Below are 21,895 nucleotides of genomic sequence, written 5' to 3' on the forward strand. Positions count from 1 at the left end.
GCGCTTCTCAGGCGCGCGCCCGCTTACGTTGCGGGTCGATAAAGGGAATGTCGCAGACGGTGCCGCCCAGACGTTTCATGCGGCCATCCATCTGGCCGATCTCCAGCCGCCGGCCCGTGTCGGCATGTTCAACGCCCAAGCGCACAATCGCGATGGCGCATTCCAGCGACGGCGACCGCGTGGCCGAGGTCACAACACCGACTTGGCGTTCGCCATCCAGCACCGGCGCGCCGTGATGCGGCACATCGGTCAGATCCAGCCGCATGCCGCGCAACACGCGGCGCGGGTTTTCGGCATTGCGCATCAGCGCCGCCTTGCCGGTAAACTCGGGTTTTGTCAGATCGACGGCAAAGCCAAGCCCCGCCTCAAAGGCATCCACGCCCGGGGCGAATTCCGCATTGGCGGCGGCCAGTCCGGCCTCGATCCGGATGGTGCCGAGCGCCTCTGTCCCCATGGGGGTGACGCCGAATTCCTCGCCCGCCTCCATGATGGCGTCCCAGACCGCCAGCGCGTCGGACTGCGCGCAAAACACCTCGTAGCCCAGCTCGCCAGTGTAGCCCGAGCGCGCCAGCATAAACGGTGCCCCCTCGCGGTCATGCAGCCGCGCCACAGTCACACCGAACCATTTCAGGTGATCCAGCGCGGGCACATTCGGTTGCGTAAAGGTAATTTTGCGCAGCAAGTCGCGGGATTTAGGGCCTTGGATGGCCAAATTCGGGAGCCCGCTGCCCATGTGGTGCACCCGCACCTGCAGCCCCATCTCATCGGCCAGTTCTTGCAACACGCGGCCGCTTTCCTCGGTGCCACAGCACCAGCGGAACAGATCATGGCCCAGACGGAACAGCGTGCCATCGTCAATCACCGTGCCCGCCTCGTCGCACATCAGCGTATAGGCACCCCGCCAGACCGCCATCTTGGCCACATTGCGTGTGGTCGCGCGCTGCAACAGCGTCTCGGCGTCGGGGCCGACGATGTCATATTTGCGCAGGCTGCTCATGTCCTGCACCGTCACCGCCTCGCGGCAGGCCCAGTATTCGCCCAAAGCGCCGGTGGCTGGAAAATTCACCGGCACCCAAAGATCGCGGGCGGGGGCAAAATGCTGGGTCAGCGGCTCGAGCCGGTCATGAAAGGCCGAAGGCTGGCTGATCGTCATGGGGGCGTCTTCCTTCTCGCGCCATGCCACAGCACAGCGAATGGGGGTCTCGGGGCGGTAGATCCGGACGTGCACATCCGTCGGGTTCCACCCGTTGATCGGATCAATATCGTCGGGACAAGCGGTGGAGACGGCGACCAGATCCTCCATCGCGCGCATGGTCACGTGATCGCCGGGCCGCGAATGGGATTCCTCGGTCATGATCTGGTGGCTGTTCGGGTCGATCCATGTGTTCCAAAAGAAGTTGATCGCGGGCCAGGCCGATCGCCGCCCCACCCCGAACGGGTCCAGCGCGGCAGAGATATTGTCCGAACAGTTCACATGCCCGGGAAAGCCGCGATCCTCATAGCCGCGCGCCGTGCAGGCCAGCCCATAGGTGTCGTGCCGCCCGCAGGTGTCCTGCACCACGTTCAACAGCGGCCGCATTTCTTGGTCAAAGAACTTGTCCAGCACGCCCGGACCGGGATAGGCGCGGCGCACCATCGACCGCGTGGCGGTGCCGTCGATCATCCACTCCTTGCCCTGTTGCAAACCGTCGGCGCGAAACGCGGTGAAATCGGAACATTGCTGACCTGCCACATCAATGATCTGCACATATTCGCCGCGCCGCAGCTCATAGGCCTGTGCCGTGCCACGGGTGACGGTGAATTCCTCGCGCACGTCGCCCAGCAAGGGCGGCAAGCGGTCCGCCGCGTCCTTGGCCGGTTGATGGATGACATCCACCAGACCGATATGCGCGCCCGTCACCAGCGCGTCCTGCTCCAAGGGGTTCAGTAGCCAGACCGTCACATTGGCCGTGCTGCGCAGGATCAACGGCTCATCACCCGATGCGAGCTCTGCCGCGCGCAGGCCGTCCAGATCCCCGCCACAGGCGGTGACCCAACCGATCAGCTCGGCCACGTCACAGCCTGCGAACTGTGGCACCGCCTGCCCCGCCAACCCCAAAGCCGCCAGCGCGTCCCCGCCGCGCCCGTCAAAGGCCAGCATCTGAACCTGCGTCCCGTCGGTGGCCAGCGACAGCAAATCCCCCGCCCCCAGCGTCAGCCGCAGCGCGCCGCGTGGCACCAGCGGGTGACGGCGCGGGGCTGTGGGCGATGGAAAGCCCGCAAAGCGCCGCCCCTGCGCCACAGACCCCACGTTCCGGAATTCGCGTAAGACATCATAGCGTGTCATCGGTTTGACCTGATTCTTGTCATGTAACTAGTTACATCGTCACTGTAACCGGTTACACCCGTCAAGACTCTTTGCTAATTCTGTCAAAACCGGCGACAACTGCTGCTGGAACGAACACGAACGGACAAAAACCGATGCAAAAAGAGGCAGCGCGTAAACGGGCCAATCTCCGGGACGTGGCCGAGGCAGCGGGCGTCTCCGTCGCCACTGTCAGCCGCGTGATGAACACCCCCGACAGCGTGGCCAAGACCACACGCGCCCGCGTCGAAGCGGCCATGGCGCAGCTGCACTGGACCCCAAGCGCCGCCGCCCGTGCGATCAACTCTGGCCGGACGCGTTTTGTCGGCGCTCTGGTGCCCACGCTGGACGCCGATATCTTTGCCCGCGTGATTGCCAATCTCGAAAGCCAGCTCGCCACACACGGCTTGTCACTGGTGGTCGCCACCACAGGCGGCCTGCCGCAGGTCGAGGCGCAAAAGGCCAAGGCCCTGCTCGACATCGGGGCCGAGGGTCTGGTGGTCTCAGGCGCCTCTCATGCGGATGACTTCTATGCGCTGATCGCGCGCAGCCGGCTGCCGGCCATCTCGACCTCGTGGTACGAGCCGGAATTCGTCCTGCCCACCGTGGGCTACGACAACAAGGCCGCCGCCCTTCTGGCGCTGACGCATCTGACCGATCTGGGCCACAGCCGCATTGCCGTGCTGCACGGACCACTGGCCACCAATGACAGAACCGGCGCACGGGTCAGGGCGCTGCAGGCCCACACAGATCAGCTCAGCTATCATCCCGCCGAGATGACCATCGCCGGGGCCTGTGCCGGTGCGGCCCGCCTGCTCGACAGCGCCCCCGCCACGCGGCCCACCGCTGTGATGTGCATGTCCGACCTTCTGGCCACCGGCCTGATTTACGAATGCCAGCGGCGCGGCGTGCAGGTGCCACGGGATCTGTCGATCGTCAGCACCGATGACCTGCCCGCCTCGGCACATCTGGTGCCTGCGCTGACCACGGTGCATTTGCCGGTGGACATCATGGGGCGGCGCGCGGCGGATGCCATCGCGGGCTGGGTCGAACACCACCAGCGCCCCGCCGATCAACTGCTGGACATTGCCCTGATGGTGCGCGACAGCACCGCCCCGCCGCGGCCATAAAAAAGGCCGCGGCACAAGCGCGCCACGGCCCTGTCTGCATCACCCAGCCGGATCAGCCGATCCGGTAGTTCGGGCTTTCACGCGTGATCTGCACGTCATGGACGTGGCTTTCCTTCAGACCCGCGCCGGTGATCTTCACAAAGTTGGCGTTTTTGCGCATGTCATCGACCGTGGCATTGCCGGTGTAGCCCATGGCCGCGCGCAGACCGCCCACCAGCTGATGGATCACGGTGCCAGCCGGCCCTTTGTAGGGCACCTGTCCCTCGATGCCCTCGGGCACCAGCTTGTCGCTGGCCGCGTCTTTCTGGAAGTAACGATCGGCAGAGCCGCGCGCCATCGCGCCCAAGGACCCCATCCCGCGATAGGACTTGAACGACCGCCCCTGATACAGGATCACCTCGCCCGGGCTTTCATCGGTGCCCGCAATCATTGAACCGACCATGGCGCAAGACGCCCCGGCGGCAATGGCTTTGGCAAAATCGCCCGAGAACTTGATGCCGCCGTCGGCGATCACCGGCACATCGCCCGCCTCGCGCGCGCAATCCATGATTGCGGTCAACTGCGGCACACCCACACCGGCGACCATGCGCGTGGTGCAGATCGACCCCGGACCGATGCCGACCTTCACCGCATCCGCGCCCGCGTTGATCAGCGCGCGGGTCGCCTCGGCGGTGGCGACGTTGCCTGCGATCACCTGCACCTCGTTGGACAGGGATTTGACGCGGGTCACAGCTTCCAGCACGCCAGCGGAATGGCCATGCGCCGTGTCGACCACCAGCACGTCCACGCCGGAATCCACCAATGCGCCAGAGCGTTCAAAGCCCGCATCGCCCACGCCGGTTGCCGCAGCCACCCGCAGGCGGCCCAGATCATCCTTGCAGGCGGTGGGGTTCAGAACCGCCTTTTCGGTGTCTTTCAGCGTCAGAAGACCGGTCAGCTTGCCATCCTTGTCGGTGACCAGCAGCTTTTCGATCCGGCGCGCGCGCATCAGGCTGATCGCCTCTTCGCGGTCCGCCGGTTCGTGCAGAATCGCCAGATTGTCGGTGGTCATCATGACCCGCACCGGCGTGTCATCCTGCTGGGCAAAGCGCATGTCGCGGTTGGTGACAATCCCCACAACACGGCGATTTTCGTCCACCACCGGAAAGCCGCTGAACCCGTAGCGTTCAATCAGCGCCTTGGCATCCGCCAAGGTCTGATCGGGCGTCAGCGTGACAGGATTGTAAACGATGCCGGATTCGAACCGTTTGACCCGGCGCACTTCGCGGGCCTGCGTTTCCACATCAAGGTTCTTGTGGATCACCCCCATGCCACCGGCCTGCGCCATGGTGATGGCCATGCGGCTTTCGGTGACGGTATCCATCGCCGAAGACAGCAGCGGAATGTTGAGCGTGATCGCCCGCGTCACCCGTGTCCGTGTGTCCGCCGTCGACGGCAGCACGCTGGACGCGGCGGGAACAAGCAGTACATCGTCGAAGGTCAGCGCCTCGCGAATCTCCATGGCAGGGGCTCCTGTGCAGAGGGTTCGGTTGGCACGTCCCTTTCTCATGCCCCGAGGGAAATGGAAAGGGCGAAATGGCCGCAGATGGCGATCAAACGCCGCGCCTTGTGTTCTTGGCACGCCATAGCTGCGCGGCGATCCCCCCTTGCACAGCCCTCGCCCGCGCGCCACCCTGCGCTGCGAAAGGAACCCCCATGTCCCACAGCTATGACACCGGCCGTCTGAACCTGCCCTTCACCGGCATCTGCACCTTCGCCCGCAGCCCCTATCAACCCGACTGGCAGGCGCTGGACACGGATGTGGCGGTGCTGGGCGCGCCCTTTGACGCGGGCACCCAGTGGCGGGCCGGTGCGCGCTTTGGCCCGCGCGCCATCCGCGAGGCATCGACACTGTTCAGCTTTGGCCACAGCGGCGCCTATGACCACGAGGATGATATAACATACCTCGAAGGTGTGCAGATCACCGATATGGGCGATGCCGACATCATCCACACCGACACCGACCAGAGCCACGCCAACATCCGCGCCGGGGTCGAGGCGGCACTGGCTGCAGGCGCGCTGCCCGTCACGCTTGGCGGGGACCATTCGATCAACATCCCCTGCATCGAGGCTTTCGAGGGCCAGCCGCCCTTTCACATCCTGCAAATCGACGCCCATCTGGATTTCGTCGATGAACGCCACGGGGTGACACGCGGTCACGGCAATCCGATGCGCCGCGCCGCCGAGAAACCCTATGTCACGGGGCTGACGCAGGTGGGCATCCGCAACGTGTCATCGACCGCACGCGACGGGTATGAGGACGCGCGCCGCTTTGGCTCGGACATCGTGTCGGTGCGCCAGGCCCGTGAGCTTGGCCCGCATGGGGTGGCCAGCCTGATCCCCGCCCGCACGCCGGTCTATATCACCATCGACATCGACGCCTTCTGCCCCTCGATCGCGCCCGGCACCGGCACCCCCAGCCATGGCGGTTTCCTGTATTACGAGGTACTGGAACTGCTGCAGCATGTGGCCCGCAGCCATGACGTCATCGGCATCGATCTGGTAGAGGTCGCGCCCGATTACGACCCCACAGGGTCAACCTCGATCCTTGCGGCGCAGCTTTTGCTGAACCTTTTGGGGTTTGTCTTCCACGCCCGCCGCGAAAGCTGAAATCCACGGCATCCGGTTGATCCCGATCAAGGACATCGGCCGGTTTCTGCCGCAGTGCGGCACGGCAGGCCGTCTGCCCCCTTGTCGTCACGGGGATGAAACGCTTTGCTGACAGAAAACAGGCAACCACAGGCAGGAGACCGCTCCGATGACAGCCCCGCTTTCAGGATACACCATCCTAGATCTGACCCATGTTCTGGCGGGTCCGTTCTGCACCATGACCCTGTCTGATCTGGGCGCAAATGTTATCAAGGTCGAACCGCCCCGCACCGGCGACGACACCCGCGCCTTTCCCCCGTTCAAGGACGGCAAATCCGCCTATTTCGCGGCCATCAACCACGGCAAGAAATCCATTGCCCTGAACCTCAAGGACGACGCCGACCGCGCGATCTTTGAACGGCTGCTGGCGCGTGCCGATGCGGTGGTGGAAAACTACCGCCCCGGCGTGATGGACCGTCTGGGTTACGGGTGGGAGGCGCTGCACGCCCGCTATCCCCGGCTCGTCTACGGCGCGGTGTCGGGCTTTGGCCACAGCGGGCCGGACAGCAAACGCCCCGCCTATGACATGGTGGTGCAGGCGCGCGGCGGGGTGATGTCCATCACCGGCGAGGCGGGCCGCGAGCCAGTGCGCGTGGGCGCGTCGATTGGCGATATCATCGCGGGCATGTATCTGACGCAGGGCATTCTGGCCGCGCTGATGGACCGCGACCGCAGCGGCGTGGGGCGCAAGATCGACGTGGCCATGCTCGACAGCATTCTGGCCGTTCTGGAACACGCGGTCGCGCTGACCACCACCACCGGCAAGGCCCCCGGCCCCACCGGCGCGCGCCACCCGTCGATCACCCCGTTCGAGACCTTCCATGCCTCGGACGGGCTGTTTGTGATCGCCGCAGGCAACGACAAGCTGTTTGAAAAGCTCTGCATCACGCTGAACCTGCCACTGGCGGATGATCCCCGCTTTGCCACCAACCCCGCGCGCTGCGACAACGCGCGGCTGCTCAAACGCCTGATCGAGGCGGTCACGCTGGGCGACACCTGCGCCGCATGGATCGCCAAGCTGACGGCGGCAGGCATTCCAACCGGCCCGATCCAGACCATCGACCAAGTGCTGAAGGACCCGCAAATTCTGGCGCGCAACATGGTGGTTGATGTGCTCGACCGCAACGGGCGGCAGGCCTACAAGGCCGCAGGCAATCCCATCAAGATGACCGATGCGCCTGACCCCACCTCGCGCGGGCCGGCCCCCGATCTGGACGGCAACCGCGGGGAAATCCTGCGCTGGCTGGAACAGGGCTGACCTCCGCAGCACATCGGCCATGACGGTTTCATGTCGCAGCCTGTCGGGTTGGCGCTTTTCCTTTTGCGGCGAATGGCTATGTTCGCCCGCAGACGTCAGGAGCCGCCCATGACCCAAGACCCCCTTGTGATCTTTACCCCCTCTGGCAAGCGGGGGCGTTTTGCCAAAGGCACGCCGGTTCTGACCGCCGCCCGCCAGCTTGGCGTGGATCTGGATTCCGTCTGTGGCGGGCGCGGCATCTGTTCCAAATGTCAGGTGCAGCCCAGCTATGGGGATTTCTCCAAACACGGAGTGTCCGTGGCCGATGACGCGCTGTCGGATCGCAACGCGGTCGAGGATCGCTATGACCGGGTGCGCGGGCTGAAACCGGGCCGTCGTCTGGGTTGTCAGGCCACGGTGCAGGGCGATGTGGTCATCGACGTCCCCCCCGAAAGTCAGGTCCACCGGCAGGTGGTGCGCAAGGCGGCGTCTGACAAACCGATCACCATGGACCCCGCCACCCGCCTTTACTACGTCGAGGTGGCAGAGCCCGACATGCACGACCCCACCGGCGATCTGCAACGGCTGGCTGCAGCCCTGCGCGACCAATGGGGCATCGCCGACGTCACCCTCTCGCCCGCCCTGCTTCCCAGTTTGCAAAAACACCTGCGCAAGGGCGGCTGGACCGTCACAGCCGCGCTGCACACCCCCCACACCGGCGCCACACCGCAGATCATCGCCCTGTGGCCCGGCCTGCACGAGGGGGGCATCTACGGGCTGGCCATCGACCTTGGGTCGACCACGGTGGCGGCGCATCTGACGAACCTCGACACCGGGGCGGTCATTGCCTCCAGCGGGATCATGAACCCGCAGATCCGCTTTGGCGAGGATCTGATGTCGCGCGTCTCCTACGCCATGATGAACCCCGGCGGCGAGGTCGAGATGACCCGCGCCGTGCGCGAGGCCATCGACACGCTGACCCAAGACATCGCCCGCGACGGCGGCATCGACCCCGAACTGATTGTCGAGACCGTCTTTGTCTGCAATCCGGTGATGCACCACCTTTTGCTGGGGATTGATCCGGTGGAACTGGGACAGGCGCCTTTTGCGCTGGCCACCTCGGACGCGCTGAACCTCTCGGCGCGCGACATCGGCCTGCAGGCCTTGCCACACAGCGCGCAGATCTACGTGCTGCCCTGTATCGCGGGCCATGTGGGGGCCGATGCCGCCGCCGTCGCCCTGTCCGAGCGTCCCGATCAGGCGCAGGAGCTGACGCTGATTGTCGACGTGGGCACTAACGCGGAAATACTGCTCGGCGATGGCACCCGCACGCTGGCTTGTTCCTCGCCCACCGGACCGGCCTTTGAGGGGGCGCAGATTTCGTCAGGCCAGCGCGCCGCCCCCGGCGCGATCGAGGCTATCCGCATTGATCCCGTCACCAAAGAGCCGCGCTTTCGCGTCATCGGCTGTGATCTGTGGTCGGACGAGGACGGCTTTGTCCTGCAAACCGCCCAAACCGGCATCACCGGCATCTGCGGATCGGGCATCATCGAGGCGGTGGCCGAAATGCGCATCGCCGGACTGCTGGATGCCTCGGGGCTTATTGGCGGGGCGGAGGCCACCGGCACGGCGCGCTGCCAGCCCACGGGGCGCACCCATGAATACCTCATCCATGACGGCACCGCCGAAGGCGGTCCGCGCATCACCGTCACCCAAGGCGACATTCGCGCCATCCAGCTGGCGAAATCGGCGCTTTATGCGGGGGCGCGGCTGCTGATGGACACGCGCGGCACCGATACGGTGGCGCAGGTCGTGTTGGCGGGGGCCTTTGGCGCGCATATCTCGCCGCTGCATGCGATGGTGTTGGGCATGATCCCCGATGTGCCGCTGGACCGTGTGACCAGCGCGGGCAATGCCGCAGGCCACGGGGCGCGCATCGCGCTGTGTTCCCTGACCGCCCGCCGCGAGATCGAGGCTCTGGTCCACAAGATCACAAAGGTCGAAACCGCGATCGAGCCGAAGTTTCAGGAACATTTCGTCAACGCAAACGCCATCCCGCATGCCACGGACCCGTTCCCGAACCTGCTGACAGAGGTCACCCTGCCCGATGTCAGCTTTAACGCCGGGACCGAGGACAAGGGCGGCCGCCGACGCAGACGCCGTTGACTTACTGGTCGTTGTTGCGCGCCTCGCGCGCGGCACGGCGCGCCTGACGGATGCGGCGCTGCTCGGCCTTGGCCTTCTGGCGGGACTGGTCCGCCTCCATATCCATATTGTCGGCCATCTGGTTGGCGTAAGGGTCGCGCGACTGCCCCTGCCGTGGCTGCCCCATACGGTCCATGCCCGCCTTCACGCCGCGATTGACGAATTGGCGGATCACCTGATTGACGACCATGCGGATGATACGGTCCAAGTTCATGCCTACCTCCTGTCACTGGCCACGCGGGATGCGCACCGGTTCTGATATGGTGCCTCGGGGTGGTCGAAACCACCCCGCCCCGGCTTTGCGCCTGTATCCCGCAACAATATGCCGATTTTTTGGCAAATCTCGGGGAATGTTCCTAGTCCTCGAACAATTCCGACTGGCCCTCGCCTGCTTCTGCCGCATCGGGGTCCTCGTCCTCGCGCCCGACCGCCCCCAAAGGCGAGGGACGGTTGTCCAACAGACCGGCGGCGCGCAGATCCGCAAGCCCCGGCAGATCCCGCGCGCTTTCCAGCCCGAAGTGGTCCAGAAAGGTCTGCGTCACCACAAAGGTCACAGGCCGCCCCGGCGTCATGCGCCGACGCCCGAAGCGGATCCAGTCCATCTCCAGCAGTTGATCCACCGTGCCGCGCGACACCGCGACGCCGCGAATTTCCTCGATCTCGGCGCGGGTGACCGGCTGGTGATAGGCGATGATCGCCAGCGTCTCGACCGCCGCGCGCGACAGCTTACGCGTCTCGGTGACCTCGCGGCTCATGAGAAACCCAAGATCCGAGGCCGTGCGAATGGCCCATGCATCGCCCACACGCACCACCTGCACACCCCGCCCTTCGTAGCGTTTGCGCAGATAGACCAGCGCCTCTGCCGGATCGCAGCCATGCGGCATCCGGTCGCCAAGCTCCTTGACCGTCACCGGCTCTGCGCTGGCGAACAAGATGGCCTCGACCATGCGTTCCTGTTCCGCCATGGGCGGCGCCTCGAACAGGCTGTCACGGGGCGTGTCTGTCATTCGCGCTCTTCCTTTCTGCGCAGCTGGATCGGGGCAAAGGTGTCCTCTTGCCGGATTTCCAGATGCCCCTCTTTGACCAGTTGCAACGAGGCCGCAAAGGTCGCCGCCGTGGCCGAGCGCCACATGGTGTCATCCTCGCCCCAACCCACCGGCAGATAAGACGCGATATCCGTCCATGCGCCTGCAAAGCCGATCATGCCGCGCATCCGCTCCAACGCCTGCTCCATGGTGAACACCTTGTCCCGGTCCATCACAAAGGGGCGGAATTCATCGCGGGTGCGGATACGTGCATAGCCCTGCATCAGATCCAGCAGTGTTGCGGTATAGACCACCTTGCGCGTGGGCTGCATGTCCTCTGGCACGCCACGGGCAAAGAAATCACGCCCCTTCTGGTCCCGCGCCATCAGCTTGGCCGCAGCCTCGCGCATGGCCTGAAGCCGTTCCAGCTGATAGGCCAGATGCGCGGCCAGATCCTCGCCCGAGGGGCCATCTTCGCTGGGATCGGGGGGCAGCAACAGCCGCGATTTCAGAAACGCCAGCCACGCCGCCATCACCAGATAATCCGCCGCGAGCTCAATGCGCAGCGCCTTGGCCTTTTCCACAAAGGCCAGATATTGCTGCGCCAGGGCCAGAACACTGATCGCGCGCAGATCGACCTTCTGGGTGCGCGCCATGTTCAGCAACAGATCCAGCGGCCCCTCAAAGCCGTCCACATCCACCACCAAAGCCTCCGCCGCCATGCGGTCGGCGACAGACAACGGCAGTTGCGGTTCGGCTTCGTCAGACATCAACACATCCCGATGCGGGCAAGGTTCAGGCGATCAAGCGGTCAAATTCCGCATTGAGCGCGGCGATGTCAATATCGTCTGGTGCCTGACGCGCGGCCAGCGCCGCCTCGGCGCGGGTTTGTGCCGCGCCGTCCATGGTCCCGCAGTCGGCCCAGATGGACTGCATCTCCGCCAGATCGCCGTTGCAGTGCAACACCAGATCACAGCCCGCAGCCCGTGCCGCGACGCCGCGTTCGGCCACGCTGCCTGACAGCGCCTCCATGCTGATGTCATCGGTCATCAGCAGCCCGTCAAACCCGATCAGCTTGCGGATCACATCCACCATCACCGGCGAGACCGTCGCAGGACGCGGGTCGATCGCCTCGAACACCAGATGGGCGGACATGCCCAGCGGCAGATCGTTCAGCGCCTTGAAAGGGGCGAAATCCACCGCCTCCAGCGCGTCCGGGGCGGCATTCACGCGCGGCAGGTCCTTGTGGCTGTCCAGCGTGCCCAGCCCGTGACCGGGCATGTGCTTCATCACCGGCAAGACGCCCCCCGCCATCAGCCCGTCAGCCACCGCCCGCCCATGCAGGGCAACGGTTGCCGCATCCGTGCCATAGCATCGGTTGCGCAGAATGGCGTGGGTCTGGTCGCGCGCCACATCCAGCGTGGGGATGCAATTGCCGTCGATCCCCAGCGCGCGCAGCTCATACGCGATCAGCCGCGCCCGCAGCCAAAAGGCGCGCGCCCCAAGCGCGGCATCCTCCAAAGGCGGGCGGAATTCGCGGGCCAGGGGCGCGCGCAGCCGCTGCACGCGGCCACCTTCCTGATCAATAAACACCGGCGCGTCATGCCCTGCCGCCATGCGCATCTCGTCACACAGGGCGCGGATCTGATCCGCAGTGTCCAGATTGCGGGCAAACAGGATAAACCCGAAGGGGCGCGCCTGCGCAAACAGCGCCTTTTCCTCGGCGCTCAGACGCAGGCCCGCGCAACCAAAGATGGCCGCGCCGAAACGGCTCATCGTGTGACCACCGGAATGCAGTCGACTTTCTCTGCCACAAAGGCTGCGCAGAAGCGGCGCGCATCGGCCAGATCCACGAACCCTTCGGCACGCAGACGATAGAACGTCCGGCCACCGGATTGCGCCTGCTGGATCACGCGGCCTTTGCCATCAAGGAAATCACCAAAGCGGGTTTCCAGACGCGTCCATTCGCTGCGCGCGGTCTCGGCACTGTCAAAGGCACCGATCTGCACCAGACGGGTCCCCGCAGGCAGGCTCGACGGATCGATCTCGCGCGTGGCCGAAGACGCCGCAGCGACCACCGTCGCATCCACCTGCCCGACCGAGGCAAGCTGCAGCCCCGAGGGCCGTGTCTTGGGCCGCAGCGAGCGCGGCAGGCCCGGCCCCAGATCGGCGGTGATCTCGGGGGTGTCGGTGATCTCTTCCACCAGCGCATCCGCCCCGGCAGAGCTTACGTCCTGCGCATTGGCAAAGGGGCTGTCTGCGGCGGGCGTGTGCTCCGGCAGATCGGACAGCGGTTCGTTGTCGGCGGCGATCTGCGCGGCCAGTGCCAAAATGGGGTTGTCCTCGGCCAGCGGGTCCGCCTCGGTCGCGCCGTTGGTCAGCGACACCTCAACCGGCTGCTGTGCAGGCTCGTCGATGGGCACCATGGCGTTGGCGGCCACGTCCTCGGCCGCAAGGCCCGCCGGCACCGGCGCCAGCAGCAACTGGTCCGCCGGCCCTTCGGCCGCGCCCAGACCGGCCACTGCGTTCACCGCCAGCCCTTGGTGGTCTGCCAATGTGCCGCCGGGGTTTTCCGGTGCCACGCGCATCGGCCCTGCCATCGCCTGCACCACCGGCACGCCACTGACGTCGCGTGACATGACACCGTAGCCCCAGACACCGACGCCCACGACCAAGGCCAGCGATGCAACCGCGCCCGCCATATTGGTCAGCGACGCGGTTTTGCCAACGCTTGAAGACACGGGGGCCTGATACCCCCCATCATAGGTGTAATCCGCCATCTCTGCCTCGTGTTCCCCCTTTGGACACAAGGCCCAAAGGGTGGTTCTGCTCGTTCCGAAGCCCCGGCGGCGCGCCTTATATCAGCGCATTTCCTCGACCGGGGTTACGCCCAAAATACCAAGACCTGCCGAAATCACAACCGCCGTGGCACGTGCAAGGGCGATTTTTGCCTGTGTGGCCTCAGGCGTGGCCTGAATGAAACGCAATTCGGGGCGGTCGTTGCCCGCGTTCCACAAACCGTGCAGCTCTGCGGCCAGTTCGGACAGGTAGGTGGCGATGCGGTGCGGCTCGTGCGTGCGGGCAGCGATTTCCACCAGACGCGGCCATTCCGCCAGCTTGCCCACAAGCGCCAGCTCGGCAGGATCGCTCAATCCCGACAGGTCTTGCGCCGCCAGCGTGGCATCATCAACCGCCACATTCTGCTCGGCCACGGCCTTGCGCAGCACGCTGCAAATCCGCGCGTGGGCGTATTGCACGTAAAAGACGGGGTTTTCCTTGGACTGCTCGACCACCTTGTCAAAGTCGAAATCCAGCGGCGCATCGGATTTCCGCGTCAGCATGTGGAACCGTGCCACGTCCGGCCCGACCATGTCCACCAGATCACGCAGGGTGATAAAGGTCCCTGCCCGCTTGGACATCTTGAACGGCTCGCCGTTCTTGAACAGCTTCACAAGCTGGATCAGCTTGATGTCCAGCGGTACACGGTCCTCGGACAGCGCTTTGACCACGGCCTTAAGCCGTTTGACATAGCCGCCGTGATCGGCACCAAAGATGTTGATCAGCAGGTCATAACCGCGCTGCACCTTGTCGTAGTGATAAGCGATATCCGGCGCGAAATAGGCCCATGAGCCATCTGCCTTGGCCACGGGGCGGTCCTCGTCATCACCGAAATCGGTGGACTTGAACAGCCACTGCTCACGCTCTTCCCAATCCTCGTCGGCCTTGCCCTTGGGCTTGGGCAGCGTGCCCCAATAGACCAGACCCATCTCCTTGAGCCGGTCGATGATCTCCTCGATGCGGCCCGTGCCATACAGCGACTTTTCCGAAAAGAAGTAATCCATCCGCACACCAAGCGCGGCAAGGTCGTCTCGGATCAGATCCATCATCGCCTCGGTCGCGAAGACCCGCACATCCGCCAGCCAGACGCTTTCATCAGCGCCGACATAGGCATCGCCGACCTTGGCCTTGAGCGCCTCACCCACGGGGACCAGATAGTCGCCGGGATAGGTGCCATCGGCGAATTCCACCTCTTGGCCGTGCGCCTCAAGGTAGCGCAGGTAGACAGACCGTGCCAGCACATCGACCTGCGCGCCACCGTCGTTGATGTAGTATTCGCGCGTCACGTCATAGCCTGCATAGGCCAGCAGACCGGCCATCGCGTCGCCCACGATGGCGCCACGGGCGTGGCCCACGTGCATCGGCCCCGTCGGGTTGGCCGAGACATATTCCACGTTGACCTTCTCGCCCTGCCCCATGGCAGACCGGCCATATTCCGTGCCCGCCGTCAGGATCGCGCCGGGCAGCTTTTGCCAGACCGTCTGTTCCAGCCGCAGGTTCAAGAACCCTGGCCCCGCCACATCGGCGCTGGCGATCCGGTCGTCGGCCGCCAGCTTGGCGGCCAAGGCTTCGGCGATATCGCGCGGCTTGGCCTTGGCGGGCTTGGCCAGCACCATCGCGGCGTTGGTCGCCATATCGCCGTGCAGCGGATCGCGCGGCGGCTCGGTCGTGACCGGATCGGTGTTCAGCCCCTCGGGCAGAACACCCTCTCGGGTCAGCTGTGCAATCGCATCAAGGACAAGCGCGCGGATATCGGCAAAGAGGTTCATCGGTCAGGCTCCAAAACTTGATGCCCCCTCTACCACGCCCCGCGCCGGATTCAACCGTCCTGCGCAGGCGGTGTGGGCGCTGTTGTGCCTGCGTTGGACTGGCTGGCGATCTTGGCCTCGCGCGCCTCGCGGGCGTCCTCGCCGCTTTTGCGTTCGGGACGCGCCGGTCCGATCGACAGGATTTTCATGCCGACACGGTCCTGCGGGGTCTCGTCAGGGGCCAGAAAGCGCAGCCGCCCGCCGGGGCCAAGCTCGGCCAAGGCCACCGCCTCTGGCAATTTGGCGCGCCAGTCGTCCAGCCGGTATTCCTCGGACAGAGTGGAGACGCGGAATTCATCCCCCCCGGCAATCTGGGCGTTGGCCTCCATATAGGTCTGGTGCAGCGCCAGCGGTTTGCCCCCCAAAGTCGCAGGCAAAGCATGCCGGGTCGAGGTCTGCTTGACCCGTTTGAGCTGAAAGATGTTGTCGCGCCCCAGTTCCGGCGCAAGGTCGGTGGCCACCAGCGTGTTGTAGGGATCGTTCTCCGAGGCGCAGATCAGCTTTTCATAGGCCATCAGCTCCACCCGCTCCTCTGCCGCCTCCGACAGGATATCGCCAAAGAACACCGGCACACCGGCCTCGCGGGCACTGCGCAGCCGCGCATGGTTGGTGTCCGCGATCATCACCGGCAGCTCCATCTTTTTCAACGCCACCGCCAGTTCCACCGACCAGCGCGAGCCGCCAAGGATCAGCACACCGGGTTTCTCGCCCGCGCTCAGCCCCAGCAGCCGCGCAAAAGGTGTCAGCGTAAAGCCGTGCAGGACCACCGTCGCCGCCACCAGCACAAAGGCCAGCGGCGCGATCCGTTCCCCGTCCGAGATCCCCAGACCGGCCAGCCGTTCGCCAAACAGCCCCGCCACCGCCACCAGCACCACGCCGCGCGGTCCGGTAAAGGCCACCAACAGACGCTCTTTCCACGGCACGTTGGTCAGCGCCAGCGCGATCAGCACCGGCAAGGGCCGCGCCACCAGAATGACCACCGCCACAAAGGCAAAGGCCCGCCAGTCCAGCACCGCAAGCCGCTCAAACGACATGCCCGCCGCCAGCAGGATAAACACGCCCGACACCAACAGGACGGTGGCGTGCTCCTTGAAGCGGTACAGCTCGGTAAAGCTGGGCAGGCCCGCATTGGCGATCCACAACCCCATCAGCGTCACCGCCAACAACCCGCTTTCATGCAAAACGGAATCGGACAGCGCAAAAACGCCAAGCAAAACAACAAACAACACCGGAACCTTCATGTACTCCGGCACAAAGCCGCGCTTGAAGGATTGCGCGATGCCAGCCCCCGCAGCCAAGCCCAGAACGCTGGCCACGCCGATGCCGATCAACAGTTCCTGCACCGCGTGACCTGCGCCGGTGGCGGTCTGCGCGACCACCACGACCTCGAACGCCAGCACGGCGGCCAGCGCGCCCACAGGGTCGTTGACGATGGCCTCCCACTGGAGCAACGCCGCCGGACGCCGCGCCAGTTTTGCCTGCCGCAACAACGGCGCGATCACTGTCGGGCCGGTCACGATCATGATGCCACCAAACACCGCCGACGACGCCCAGCTGAGCCCCGCCACAAAATGCAGCGCACAGGCAGAGGCCAGCCACCCAAGCGGCGCGCCGATCACAACCAGCCGCCGCACCCCTTTGGCCGCGTCGCTCAAGCTGTGGAAATCCAGCGTCAGACCGCCCTCGAACAGGATAATCGCCACGGCGATGGCGATCATCGGCGTCAGCATGTCGCCAAACTGCGCCTGCGGGTCCAGCAAGCCCAGCACAGGCCCCACGATCAGACCCGCCGCCAGCATCAGCACGATCGCCGGCAGCCGCAGCCGCCACGCCAACCACTGACCGCCCACGCCAAGCGCCCCTACAAGGGCAAAGGCCACCACCGGATCCAGCACTCCGGCTGCGGTTTGCGCTGTCGCCATGTCACTCTCCTAAAAATCGTTCCACGGAACGTAGACCGGACAAGCCGCTCCGTCGACGCAAATTGGTAAATGCGGCGACAGACAGGGCCGTACGGGCCGCGCCGGGGCTAGAGCGTCACATCAAGATCGACGCATATTGTATTGAAAAATCTAGACTCTGCGCACGCCAGAGGCTTCGTCCAGACCGTCCAGAATATCGCGCCCCGTCAACTGCCCGTGATGCTGCAGGGCAAAGCGGTCGGTCATCCCGGCGATGTAATCGGCCACCAGACGCGCCAATGCGGCCTGCCCTTCGGCGCGGGCCACATCGCCTTGCCACCGATGCGGCAGCAGCGCCGGATCAGCCATGTAGATCGGGAACAACTCTTCCAAAGCCTGCGTCACCCGCTCCCGCACCGCCATCACCTTGGGGGCGCGATACATGCGGGTGAACAGGAAATGGCGAATTTGTTTCAACTGGGCAAAGCCTTCGTCGGAAAAGGCAATCACGGGCCGCCCCAGATCACGAATGTCCTGCGCCGATGTGGCACCACTGTCAGCCAGCCGCGTGCGGGAGGTGTCGATCAGATCGGTGACCATGACCCCGAACACCCGCCGCAGCGCCTCGTGCCGCCGCCGGTAGGGGTCGATGTTGGGATACAGGCGGTCCACCTCGTCATAGGACGGGCCGACCATAGGCAGCTCGCGGATCTCCGCCTCCGAGAATAAACCTGCGCGAAGACCGTCGTGTAAGTCGTGGTTATTATACGCAATATCGTCCGACAGCGCCGCCACCTGCGCCTCGGCGCTGGCATGGGTGTGCAGCTCCAGATCATGCTTGCGGTTGTATTCGGACAGCGCGTAGGGGATCTCTCCGGTGACCGGCCCGTTGTGCTTGGCGATCCCCTCCAACGTGTCCCACGTCAGGTTCAGCCCGTCGAATTCCGCATAATGCCGCTCAAGCGAAGTCACAATCCGCAGCGTCTGCGCATTGTGGTCAAACCCGCCATAGGGCGTCATCAGCGCGTCCAGCGCATCCTCGCCCGTGTGGCCAAAAGGCGTGTGGCCCAGATCATGCGCCAGCGCCACCGCCTCGGCCAGATCCACATCCAGCCCCAGCGTATTGGCCAAGGTCCGCGCGACCTGCGCCACCTCGATAGAATGGGTCAGCCGCGTGCGGTAGAAATCGCCCTCGTGTTCGACGAAGACCTGCGTCTTGTGCTTCAGCCGCCGGAACGCGCTGGAATGGATGATGCGGTCGCGGTCACGCTGATAGCAAGAGCGGTGCGCGCTTTCGTCTTCGCGGTAAAGCCGCCCGCGTGACTGCTGCGGGGTGCAGGCGAATGGTTCGGTCATACGGAAGTGCCTTACGCTGATGGCCGTTGCGGCACCTGTACCTGTCTGGCAGGCAGGAAACAACCATAGCCGCGCAAAGCCTTGTTGCGGGGCGTGCAATTTCCTACATACTGAGTCCGACAGAAAGGATCAGCCGATGAACCTGCCCCCCACCGTGACCCCCCGCGCCTTTGAACGACTTGCTGAAATCGGTGCCGCCGATCAGGGCAAAGCCCTGCGCGTTGCGGTCGAAGGCGGCGGATGTTCCGGCTTTCAATACGACATCAAGCTTGACGACGCAGCGCAGGACGATCTGGTCATCGCCGAGGGCGCCGAACAAGTTGTGGTCGACCCGGTCTCGCTGCCGTTTCTGGCCGGTGCGGTGATCGATTTCGCAGACGAGCTGATCGGCGCGCGCTTTACCATCGAGAACCCGAACGCCACCAGCTCTTGCGGCTGCGGCACATCTTTCTCGATCTAGGCTTTCCAAAATCCGATCGATAAACGACCAAAAGGGCGCATCACGCGCCCTTTTCTTGCGCATGTGCGACAATCACTCGGCCGGGACCATCCGTGCAGCGCGCAGCCGCCCGATGTGATCCTCCACCACCAGCCAGCCACCAGAGCCCACCACCAGCGCGGCCCCCAGCACGGTGCCAATCCCGGGCACCTCGCCAAAGAAGACAAAGCCGATGGTGACCATCCAGACGAATTGCAGGTTCATCAGCGGCGTCGCCACATAGGCGGGCAGCAGGCGCATCGCCTCCGCCACCACGTAGCGCGCGCCAAACAGCGCCAGCGCATAGACGGCGACCCAGACCACATCCACCAGCCCCATGGGTCGCCAGACAAAGGGCAGCGCACAGGCCATCACCACCAGCAGCGCAAGGTTCGGCCAGAACACCTGCGCCATGGGAGCACGTTCGCGCAGCCCGATCACCCGCGCCGCCAGCAACGCCCCCGTCCCCGACAGCGCCGCGACCAAGGCCCACAGATGCCCCGCCGCAAGCCCCGTCACACCGCCCGGCAGCATGCAGATCACGCCGCCCGCGCCCAAGGCCAAGGCGGCCCAAGCGCTGGGGCGCGGCACCTCGTTCAACACCGGCCCCGACAGCACCGCCGCGATCAGCGGGATCAGCGCCACAAACAGGAACACATCCGCAAAGGGCAGCAGCCGGAACGCCATGTAGAAAGCCACCGACGCCAGAACCGTCAGCCCCGCGCGCCAGATCATCGGCCCGCGCGACGTGATTGTCAGACGCTCCCCCGACGCCCGCGCGCCAAAGACCGAAAAGGCCACCACCAATCCGGCGGACAGCGCAAACAGTTGCGGCGCCGCGTATTGACCCGCGAACAGTTTCGCGATCCCGTCGGCGGCGGCCATCATGCCCGTCGACAGGATCACCAACACCGCGCCCACAGTGGCCGTCGAGACGCGCAGCCCCCTCATGCCGCGCCCGCCCGGGCAAAGCCCGCAAAGAACGCCCCGAACAGCGCGCTGCTTTGTGACGCCGTGGTCAGCACCTCGAGCGAGGTTTCCGACAGCGCGGGCACTATATCGCGCCGCATCTGGTCCCAATCGCCGCTGCGACGGTCCATGGCCAGCATCGCTTCGCTGATCTCACGCAGGGCGGTGCGCGGGCGCAGACCACGGTCGAACCGCATCCGGCCCTGTTCCAGCGGCTTGCGGAACAGCGGCGCGCCAATCACCGCCTGATGCCAGTTCAGCACCAAAAACTCGTGGTAGTCATCGTTCACCGCCACATGATCGCCGGCCTCCACCGCAAAGGCAGCCGTCTCGCGTTCCAGCCAGTCGGTCCAGTCCTGCGGCGGCTCCTGCCCGGCATAGACCAGCGCGATGCAGACCTCGGCCAGCAGATCGGCGTTCTGGTCCAGCAGCGCCGTCAGCCCGACGAAATGCAGGCTGGTCAGCGCCTTTGGCCCCAGTTCGGGGTCGCGGCGGCCATATTCCGACAGGTAGTAGACGATATGGGTCAGCTCGTAGGCGGCCTTTTTGTTGGGCAGGGCAAAGGTCGCAGTGCGTTCACAAAAGCCGCGCAGCCGGTCATCCAGCCCCGGATCACGCAAAGGGTCGACCCCTCGGCGCATCATCAGGCGGCGGGCTTCGGCACGTTGCAGATCGGACAGTTCCGCCTCTGCAAGGCCTTTATCACGGGCAAACTCAACCATTCGTTGTGAAGAATTACCAAAATCGCCCAGCTCTTCAAGATCCAATACAATCGAAAGTAGAAATCGATAATATTGCGGGAAAAATTCCAGCCGCGCCTGCGCCCCATCATAGAATTCCGCATGCGTTTGCAGCGCGGCAGGGGCAACGGTCTGCCCCGTACATTCCAGAATGTTCAGCAGTTCGGCGTTTTCTTTCAGCCAGAACACATCCGCGCCCTTGCGACGGTGTTCGGCGAAACAGCCCAAAAGCGCGGTGATCCGCGCCTCCAGTGGCGCAATCCGGGACGGGACGGTCAGGTGGATGACGTTTTGCACGGTCTTCTCCTTGGTCAAAGCGGCAGAGCCCTCTCGCCCCGCCCGGGTTCACGAATGGTGGTGGATCAGGCCTTTACGGGTGCCGACCAAGAGGTGAACGCCTCGACATTGTCGCTGGAGATCTTGTCGCCTGCCGCAGGGCCGGACCACGAGGTGAATGCCTCGACGTTGTCGCCTGATATCTTGTCGCCCGCCGCAGGACCGGACCAAGAGGTGAACGCCTCGACATTGTCGCCGGAGATCTTGTCGCCTGCCGCAGGGCCGGACCAGGAGGTGAACGCCTCGACATTGTTACCGGAGATCTTGTCGCCCGCCGCAGGGCCCGACCAGGAGGTGAACGCTTCGACATTGTCGCCACGGACGGTTTCGCCGCCCATCGGGGCCGACCACGAGGTGAACATCTCGACAGCCGAGCCGTCGTTCAGATCGCCCGCTGCGGGACCGGACCAGGATGTGAACGCCTCGACCGCGTCACCGTTGTCCATGTCGCCAGCGGCCGGGCCGGACCACGATGTGAACATTTCAACCGAATCACCGGCAAAGGCGCTGGCTTCGGTGCGGGCTGATTCTGCGGCAATCTGCGCGGTCTTGAGAATGGCGGTCATGGGGTAACTCCTTGTCAGGGTTGCATTGTCTGTTTGCCCCTTCACGCTGCCCGCAAAACCTGTTTACCGAAAAGTAATTTCTTGTTAAGGTTGATGAATACCCGATTTATCCACAGGCCATGCCATAGCGAATTCTCCCGCAGGGCGAGGGAATACGACTTGTCCACCGATGTCGATTTTCTGGGGATAACCACAGAATTTGCAGCCAACTGTCACTTTGCAGCCTTGCAAAGCCCAAGCCTCTGATTCTGTGTGATAATCTGCGCTAACACGA

The 21,895-nt window shown here is 64.7% G+C and carries 18 protein-coding genes; 5 read left to right on the forward strand and 13 right to left on the reverse strand.

Annotated elements, in window-relative coordinates; genetic code table 11:
- Positions 1–7: 7 nt before the first annotated feature.
- Positions 8–2,326, reverse strand: a complete 2,319-nt coding sequence (locus tag ACN5AZ_RS03665; RefSeq protein WP_419427501.1) for a DUF1989 domain-containing protein — start codon at positions 2,324–2,326, stop codon at positions 8–10.
- A gap of 134 nt (positions 2,327–2,460) precedes the next feature.
- Between ACN5AZ_RS03665 and ACN5AZ_RS03670 the strand changes: the two genes are divergently transcribed.
- Positions 2,461–3,474, forward strand: coding sequence for a LacI family DNA-binding transcriptional regulator (locus tag ACN5AZ_RS03670; RefSeq protein WP_419427502.1), 1,014 nt, complete (start codon positions 2,461–2,463; stop codon positions 3,472–3,474).
- A 52-nt stretch (positions 3,475–3,526) separates the two neighbouring features.
- Here ACN5AZ_RS03670 and guaB read toward each other — a convergent pair whose 3' ends face one another.
- Positions 3,527–4,975, reverse strand: a complete 1,449-nt coding sequence (gene guaB, locus ACN5AZ_RS03675) for an IMP dehydrogenase (RefSeq protein WP_419427503.1) — start codon at positions 4,973–4,975, stop codon at positions 3,527–3,529.
- Positions 4,976–5,169: 194 nt separating this feature from the next.
- On the opposite strand from guaB, the gene ACN5AZ_RS03680 reads away from it, so the two are divergent.
- The 3 genes from ACN5AZ_RS03680 (at position 5,170) to ACN5AZ_RS03690 (ending at position 9,565) form a co-directional block, all read left to right on the forward strand.
- Positions 5,170–6,123 carry an agmatinase gene (locus ACN5AZ_RS03680; RefSeq protein ID WP_419427504.1) on the forward strand — a complete coding sequence of 318 codons (954 nt, stop codon included), beginning with the start codon at positions 5,170–5,172 and terminating at the stop codon, positions 6,121–6,123.
- A gap of 148 nt (positions 6,124–6,271) precedes the next feature.
- The gene (locus tag ACN5AZ_RS03685) at positions 6,272–7,420 is read left to right on the forward strand and encodes a CaiB/BaiF CoA transferase family protein (RefSeq protein ID WP_419427505.1); all 1,149 of its coding nucleotides are present in this window, start codon (positions 6,272–6,274) and stop codon (positions 7,418–7,420) included.
- A 108-nt stretch (positions 7,421–7,528) separates the two neighbouring features.
- A complete protein-coding gene (locus tag ACN5AZ_RS03690) occupies positions 7,529–9,565 on the forward strand; it encodes an ASKHA domain-containing protein (protein ID WP_419427506.1) in 2,037 nt (678 codons plus the stop codon).
- Between the two features lies 1 nt (position 9,566).
- Here the strand turns inward: ACN5AZ_RS03690 and ACN5AZ_RS03695 are convergent, their stop codons facing one another.
- The 8 genes from ACN5AZ_RS03695 to ACN5AZ_RS03730 form a co-directional block, all read right to left on the reverse strand.
- Complete coding sequence (locus tag ACN5AZ_RS03695; protein WP_419427507.1) at positions 9,567–9,818, reverse strand: hypothetical protein; 252 nt, start codon at positions 9,816–9,818, stop codon at positions 9,567–9,569.
- A gap of 142 nt (positions 9,819–9,960) precedes the next feature.
- A complete protein-coding gene (gene scpB / locus ACN5AZ_RS03700) occupies positions 9,961–10,611 on the reverse strand; it encodes an SMC-Scp complex subunit ScpB (protein WP_419427508.1) in 651 nt (216 codons plus the stop codon).
- Entirely contained in the window at positions 10,608–11,399 is a 792-nt protein-coding gene (locus ACN5AZ_RS03705; protein WP_419427509.1) for a segregation and condensation protein A, read from the reverse strand. The genes scpB and ACN5AZ_RS03705 overlap by 4 nt, the downstream gene beginning before the upstream one ends.
- A 25-nt stretch (positions 11,400–11,424) precedes the next feature.
- A complete protein-coding gene (locus ACN5AZ_RS03710; RefSeq protein WP_419427510.1) occupies positions 11,425–12,405 on the reverse strand; it encodes a glycoside hydrolase family 3 N-terminal domain-containing protein in 981 nt (326 codons plus the stop codon).
- Positions 12,402–13,409 (reverse strand): SPOR domain-containing protein, encoded by a 1,008-nt coding sequence (locus ACN5AZ_RS03715; protein ID WP_419427511.1) that lies wholly within the window; start codon positions 13,407–13,409, stop codon positions 12,402–12,404. The genes ACN5AZ_RS03710 and ACN5AZ_RS03715 overlap by 4 nt, the downstream gene beginning before the upstream one ends.
- A gap of 81 nt (positions 13,410–13,490) precedes the next feature.
- Positions 13,491–15,236, reverse strand: a complete 1,746-nt coding sequence (argS, locus tag ACN5AZ_RS03720) for an arginine--tRNA ligase (protein WP_419427512.1) — start codon at positions 15,234–15,236, stop codon at positions 13,491–13,493.
- A 50-nt stretch (positions 15,237–15,286) separates the two neighbouring features.
- Positions 15,287–17,197: a cation:proton antiporter gene (locus tag ACN5AZ_RS03725; protein WP_419427513.1), complete on the reverse strand. Its 1,911-nt coding sequence runs from the start codon at positions 17,195–17,197 to the stop codon at positions 15,287–15,289.
- Positions 17,198–17,347: 150 nt separating this feature from the next.
- Positions 17,348–18,532 (reverse strand): deoxyguanosinetriphosphate triphosphohydrolase, encoded by a 1,185-nt coding sequence (locus ACN5AZ_RS03730; protein ID WP_419427514.1) that lies wholly within the window; start codon positions 18,530–18,532, stop codon positions 17,348–17,350.
- 136 nt (positions 18,533–18,668) lie between these two features.
- Here ACN5AZ_RS03730 and ACN5AZ_RS03735 point away from each other — a divergent pair, with 136 nt between their 5' ends.
- Complete coding sequence (locus ACN5AZ_RS03735) at positions 18,669–18,992, forward strand: HesB/IscA family protein (protein WP_419427515.1); 324 nt, start codon at positions 18,669–18,671, stop codon at positions 18,990–18,992.
- Positions 18,993–19,064: 72 nt separating this feature from the next.
- Here the strand turns inward: ACN5AZ_RS03735 and ACN5AZ_RS03740 are convergent, their stop codons facing one another.
- The 3 genes from ACN5AZ_RS03740 to ACN5AZ_RS03750 form a co-directional block, all read right to left on the reverse strand.
- Positions 19,065–19,961, reverse strand: a complete 897-nt coding sequence (locus tag ACN5AZ_RS03740) for a DMT family transporter (RefSeq protein ID WP_419427516.1) — start codon at positions 19,959–19,961, stop codon at positions 19,065–19,067.
- On the reverse strand, positions 19,958–21,016 hold the full coding sequence (locus tag ACN5AZ_RS03745) for a DUF6902 family protein (RefSeq protein WP_419427517.1): 1,059 nt from the start codon (positions 21,014–21,016) through the stop codon (positions 19,958–19,960). The genes ACN5AZ_RS03740 and ACN5AZ_RS03745 overlap by 4 nt, the downstream gene beginning before the upstream one ends.
- A gap of 65 nt (positions 21,017–21,081) precedes the next feature.
- Positions 21,082–21,621 carry a hypothetical protein gene (locus ACN5AZ_RS03750; protein ID WP_419427518.1) on the reverse strand — a complete coding sequence of 180 codons (540 nt, stop codon included), beginning with the start codon at positions 21,619–21,621 and terminating at the stop codon, positions 21,082–21,084.
- Positions 21,622–21,895 lie beyond the last annotated feature (274 nt).

The organism is Sagittula sp. SSi028 (assembly GCF_048553715.1).
In the GTDB taxonomy this organism is placed as follows: domain Bacteria; phylum Pseudomonadota; class Alphaproteobacteria; order Rhodobacterales; family Rhodobacteraceae; genus Sagittula.

Excerpts from the sequence above, each read along its gene's own strand:
- ACN5AZ_RS03690 (WP_419427506.1), top strand. The coding sequence starts at position 7,529 with ATGACCCAAGACCCCCTTGTGATCTTTACCCCCTCTGGCAAGCGGGGG.
- guaB (WP_419427503.1), bottom strand. The coding sequence starts at position 4,975 with ATGGAGATTCGCGAGGCGCTGACCTTCGACGATGTACTGCTTGTTCCC.
- ACN5AZ_RS03735 (WP_419427515.1), top strand. The coding sequence starts at position 18,669 with ATGAACCTGCCCCCCACCGTGACCCCCCGCGCCTTTGAACGACTTGCT.
- ACN5AZ_RS03705 (WP_419427509.1), bottom strand. The coding sequence starts at position 11,399 with ATGTCTGACGAAGCCGAACCGCAACTGCCGTTGTCTGTCGCCGACCGC.
- ACN5AZ_RS03710 (WP_419427510.1), bottom strand. The coding sequence starts at position 12,405 with ATGAGCCGTTTCGGCGCGGCCATCTTTGGTTGCGCGGGCCTGCGTCTG.
- ACN5AZ_RS03680 (WP_419427504.1), top strand. The coding sequence starts at position 5,170 with ATGTCCCACAGCTATGACACCGGCCGTCTGAACCTGCCCTTCACCGGC.
- ACN5AZ_RS03665 (WP_419427501.1), bottom strand. The coding sequence starts at position 2,326 with ATGACACGCTATGATGTCTTACGCGAATTCCGGAACGTGGGGTCTGTG.
- scpB (WP_419427508.1), bottom strand. The coding sequence starts at position 10,611 with ATGACAGACACGCCCCGTGACAGCCTGTTCGAGGCGCCGCCCATGGCG.
- ACN5AZ_RS03725 (WP_419427513.1), bottom strand. The coding sequence starts at position 17,197 with ATGGCGACAGCGCAAACCGCAGCCGGAGTGCTGGATCCGGTGGTGGCC.
- ACN5AZ_RS03685 (WP_419427505.1), top strand. The coding sequence starts at position 6,272 with ATGACAGCCCCGCTTTCAGGATACACCATCCTAGATCTGACCCATGTT.
- ACN5AZ_RS03750 (WP_419427518.1), bottom strand. The coding sequence starts at position 21,621 with ATGACCGCCATTCTCAAGACCGCGCAGATTGCCGCAGAATCAGCCCGC.
- ACN5AZ_RS03740 (WP_419427516.1), bottom strand. The coding sequence starts at position 19,961 with ATGAGGGGGCTGCGCGTCTCGACGGCCACTGTGGGCGCGGTGTTGGTG.
- argS (WP_419427512.1), bottom strand. The coding sequence starts at position 15,236 with ATGAACCTCTTTGCCGATATCCGCGCGCTTGTCCTTGATGCGATTGCA.
- ACN5AZ_RS03670 (WP_419427502.1), top strand. The coding sequence starts at position 2,461 with ATGCAAAAAGAGGCAGCGCGTAAACGGGCCAATCTCCGGGACGTGGCC.
- ACN5AZ_RS03730 (WP_419427514.1), bottom strand. The coding sequence starts at position 18,532 with ATGACCGAACCATTCGCCTGCACCCCGCAGCAGTCACGCGGGCGGCTT.
- ACN5AZ_RS03715 (WP_419427511.1), bottom strand. The coding sequence starts at position 13,409 with ATGGCGGATTACACCTATGATGGGGGGTATCAGGCCCCCGTGTCTTCA.
- ACN5AZ_RS03695 (WP_419427507.1), bottom strand. The coding sequence starts at position 9,818 with ATGAACTTGGACCGTATCATCCGCATGGTCGTCAATCAGGTGATCCGC.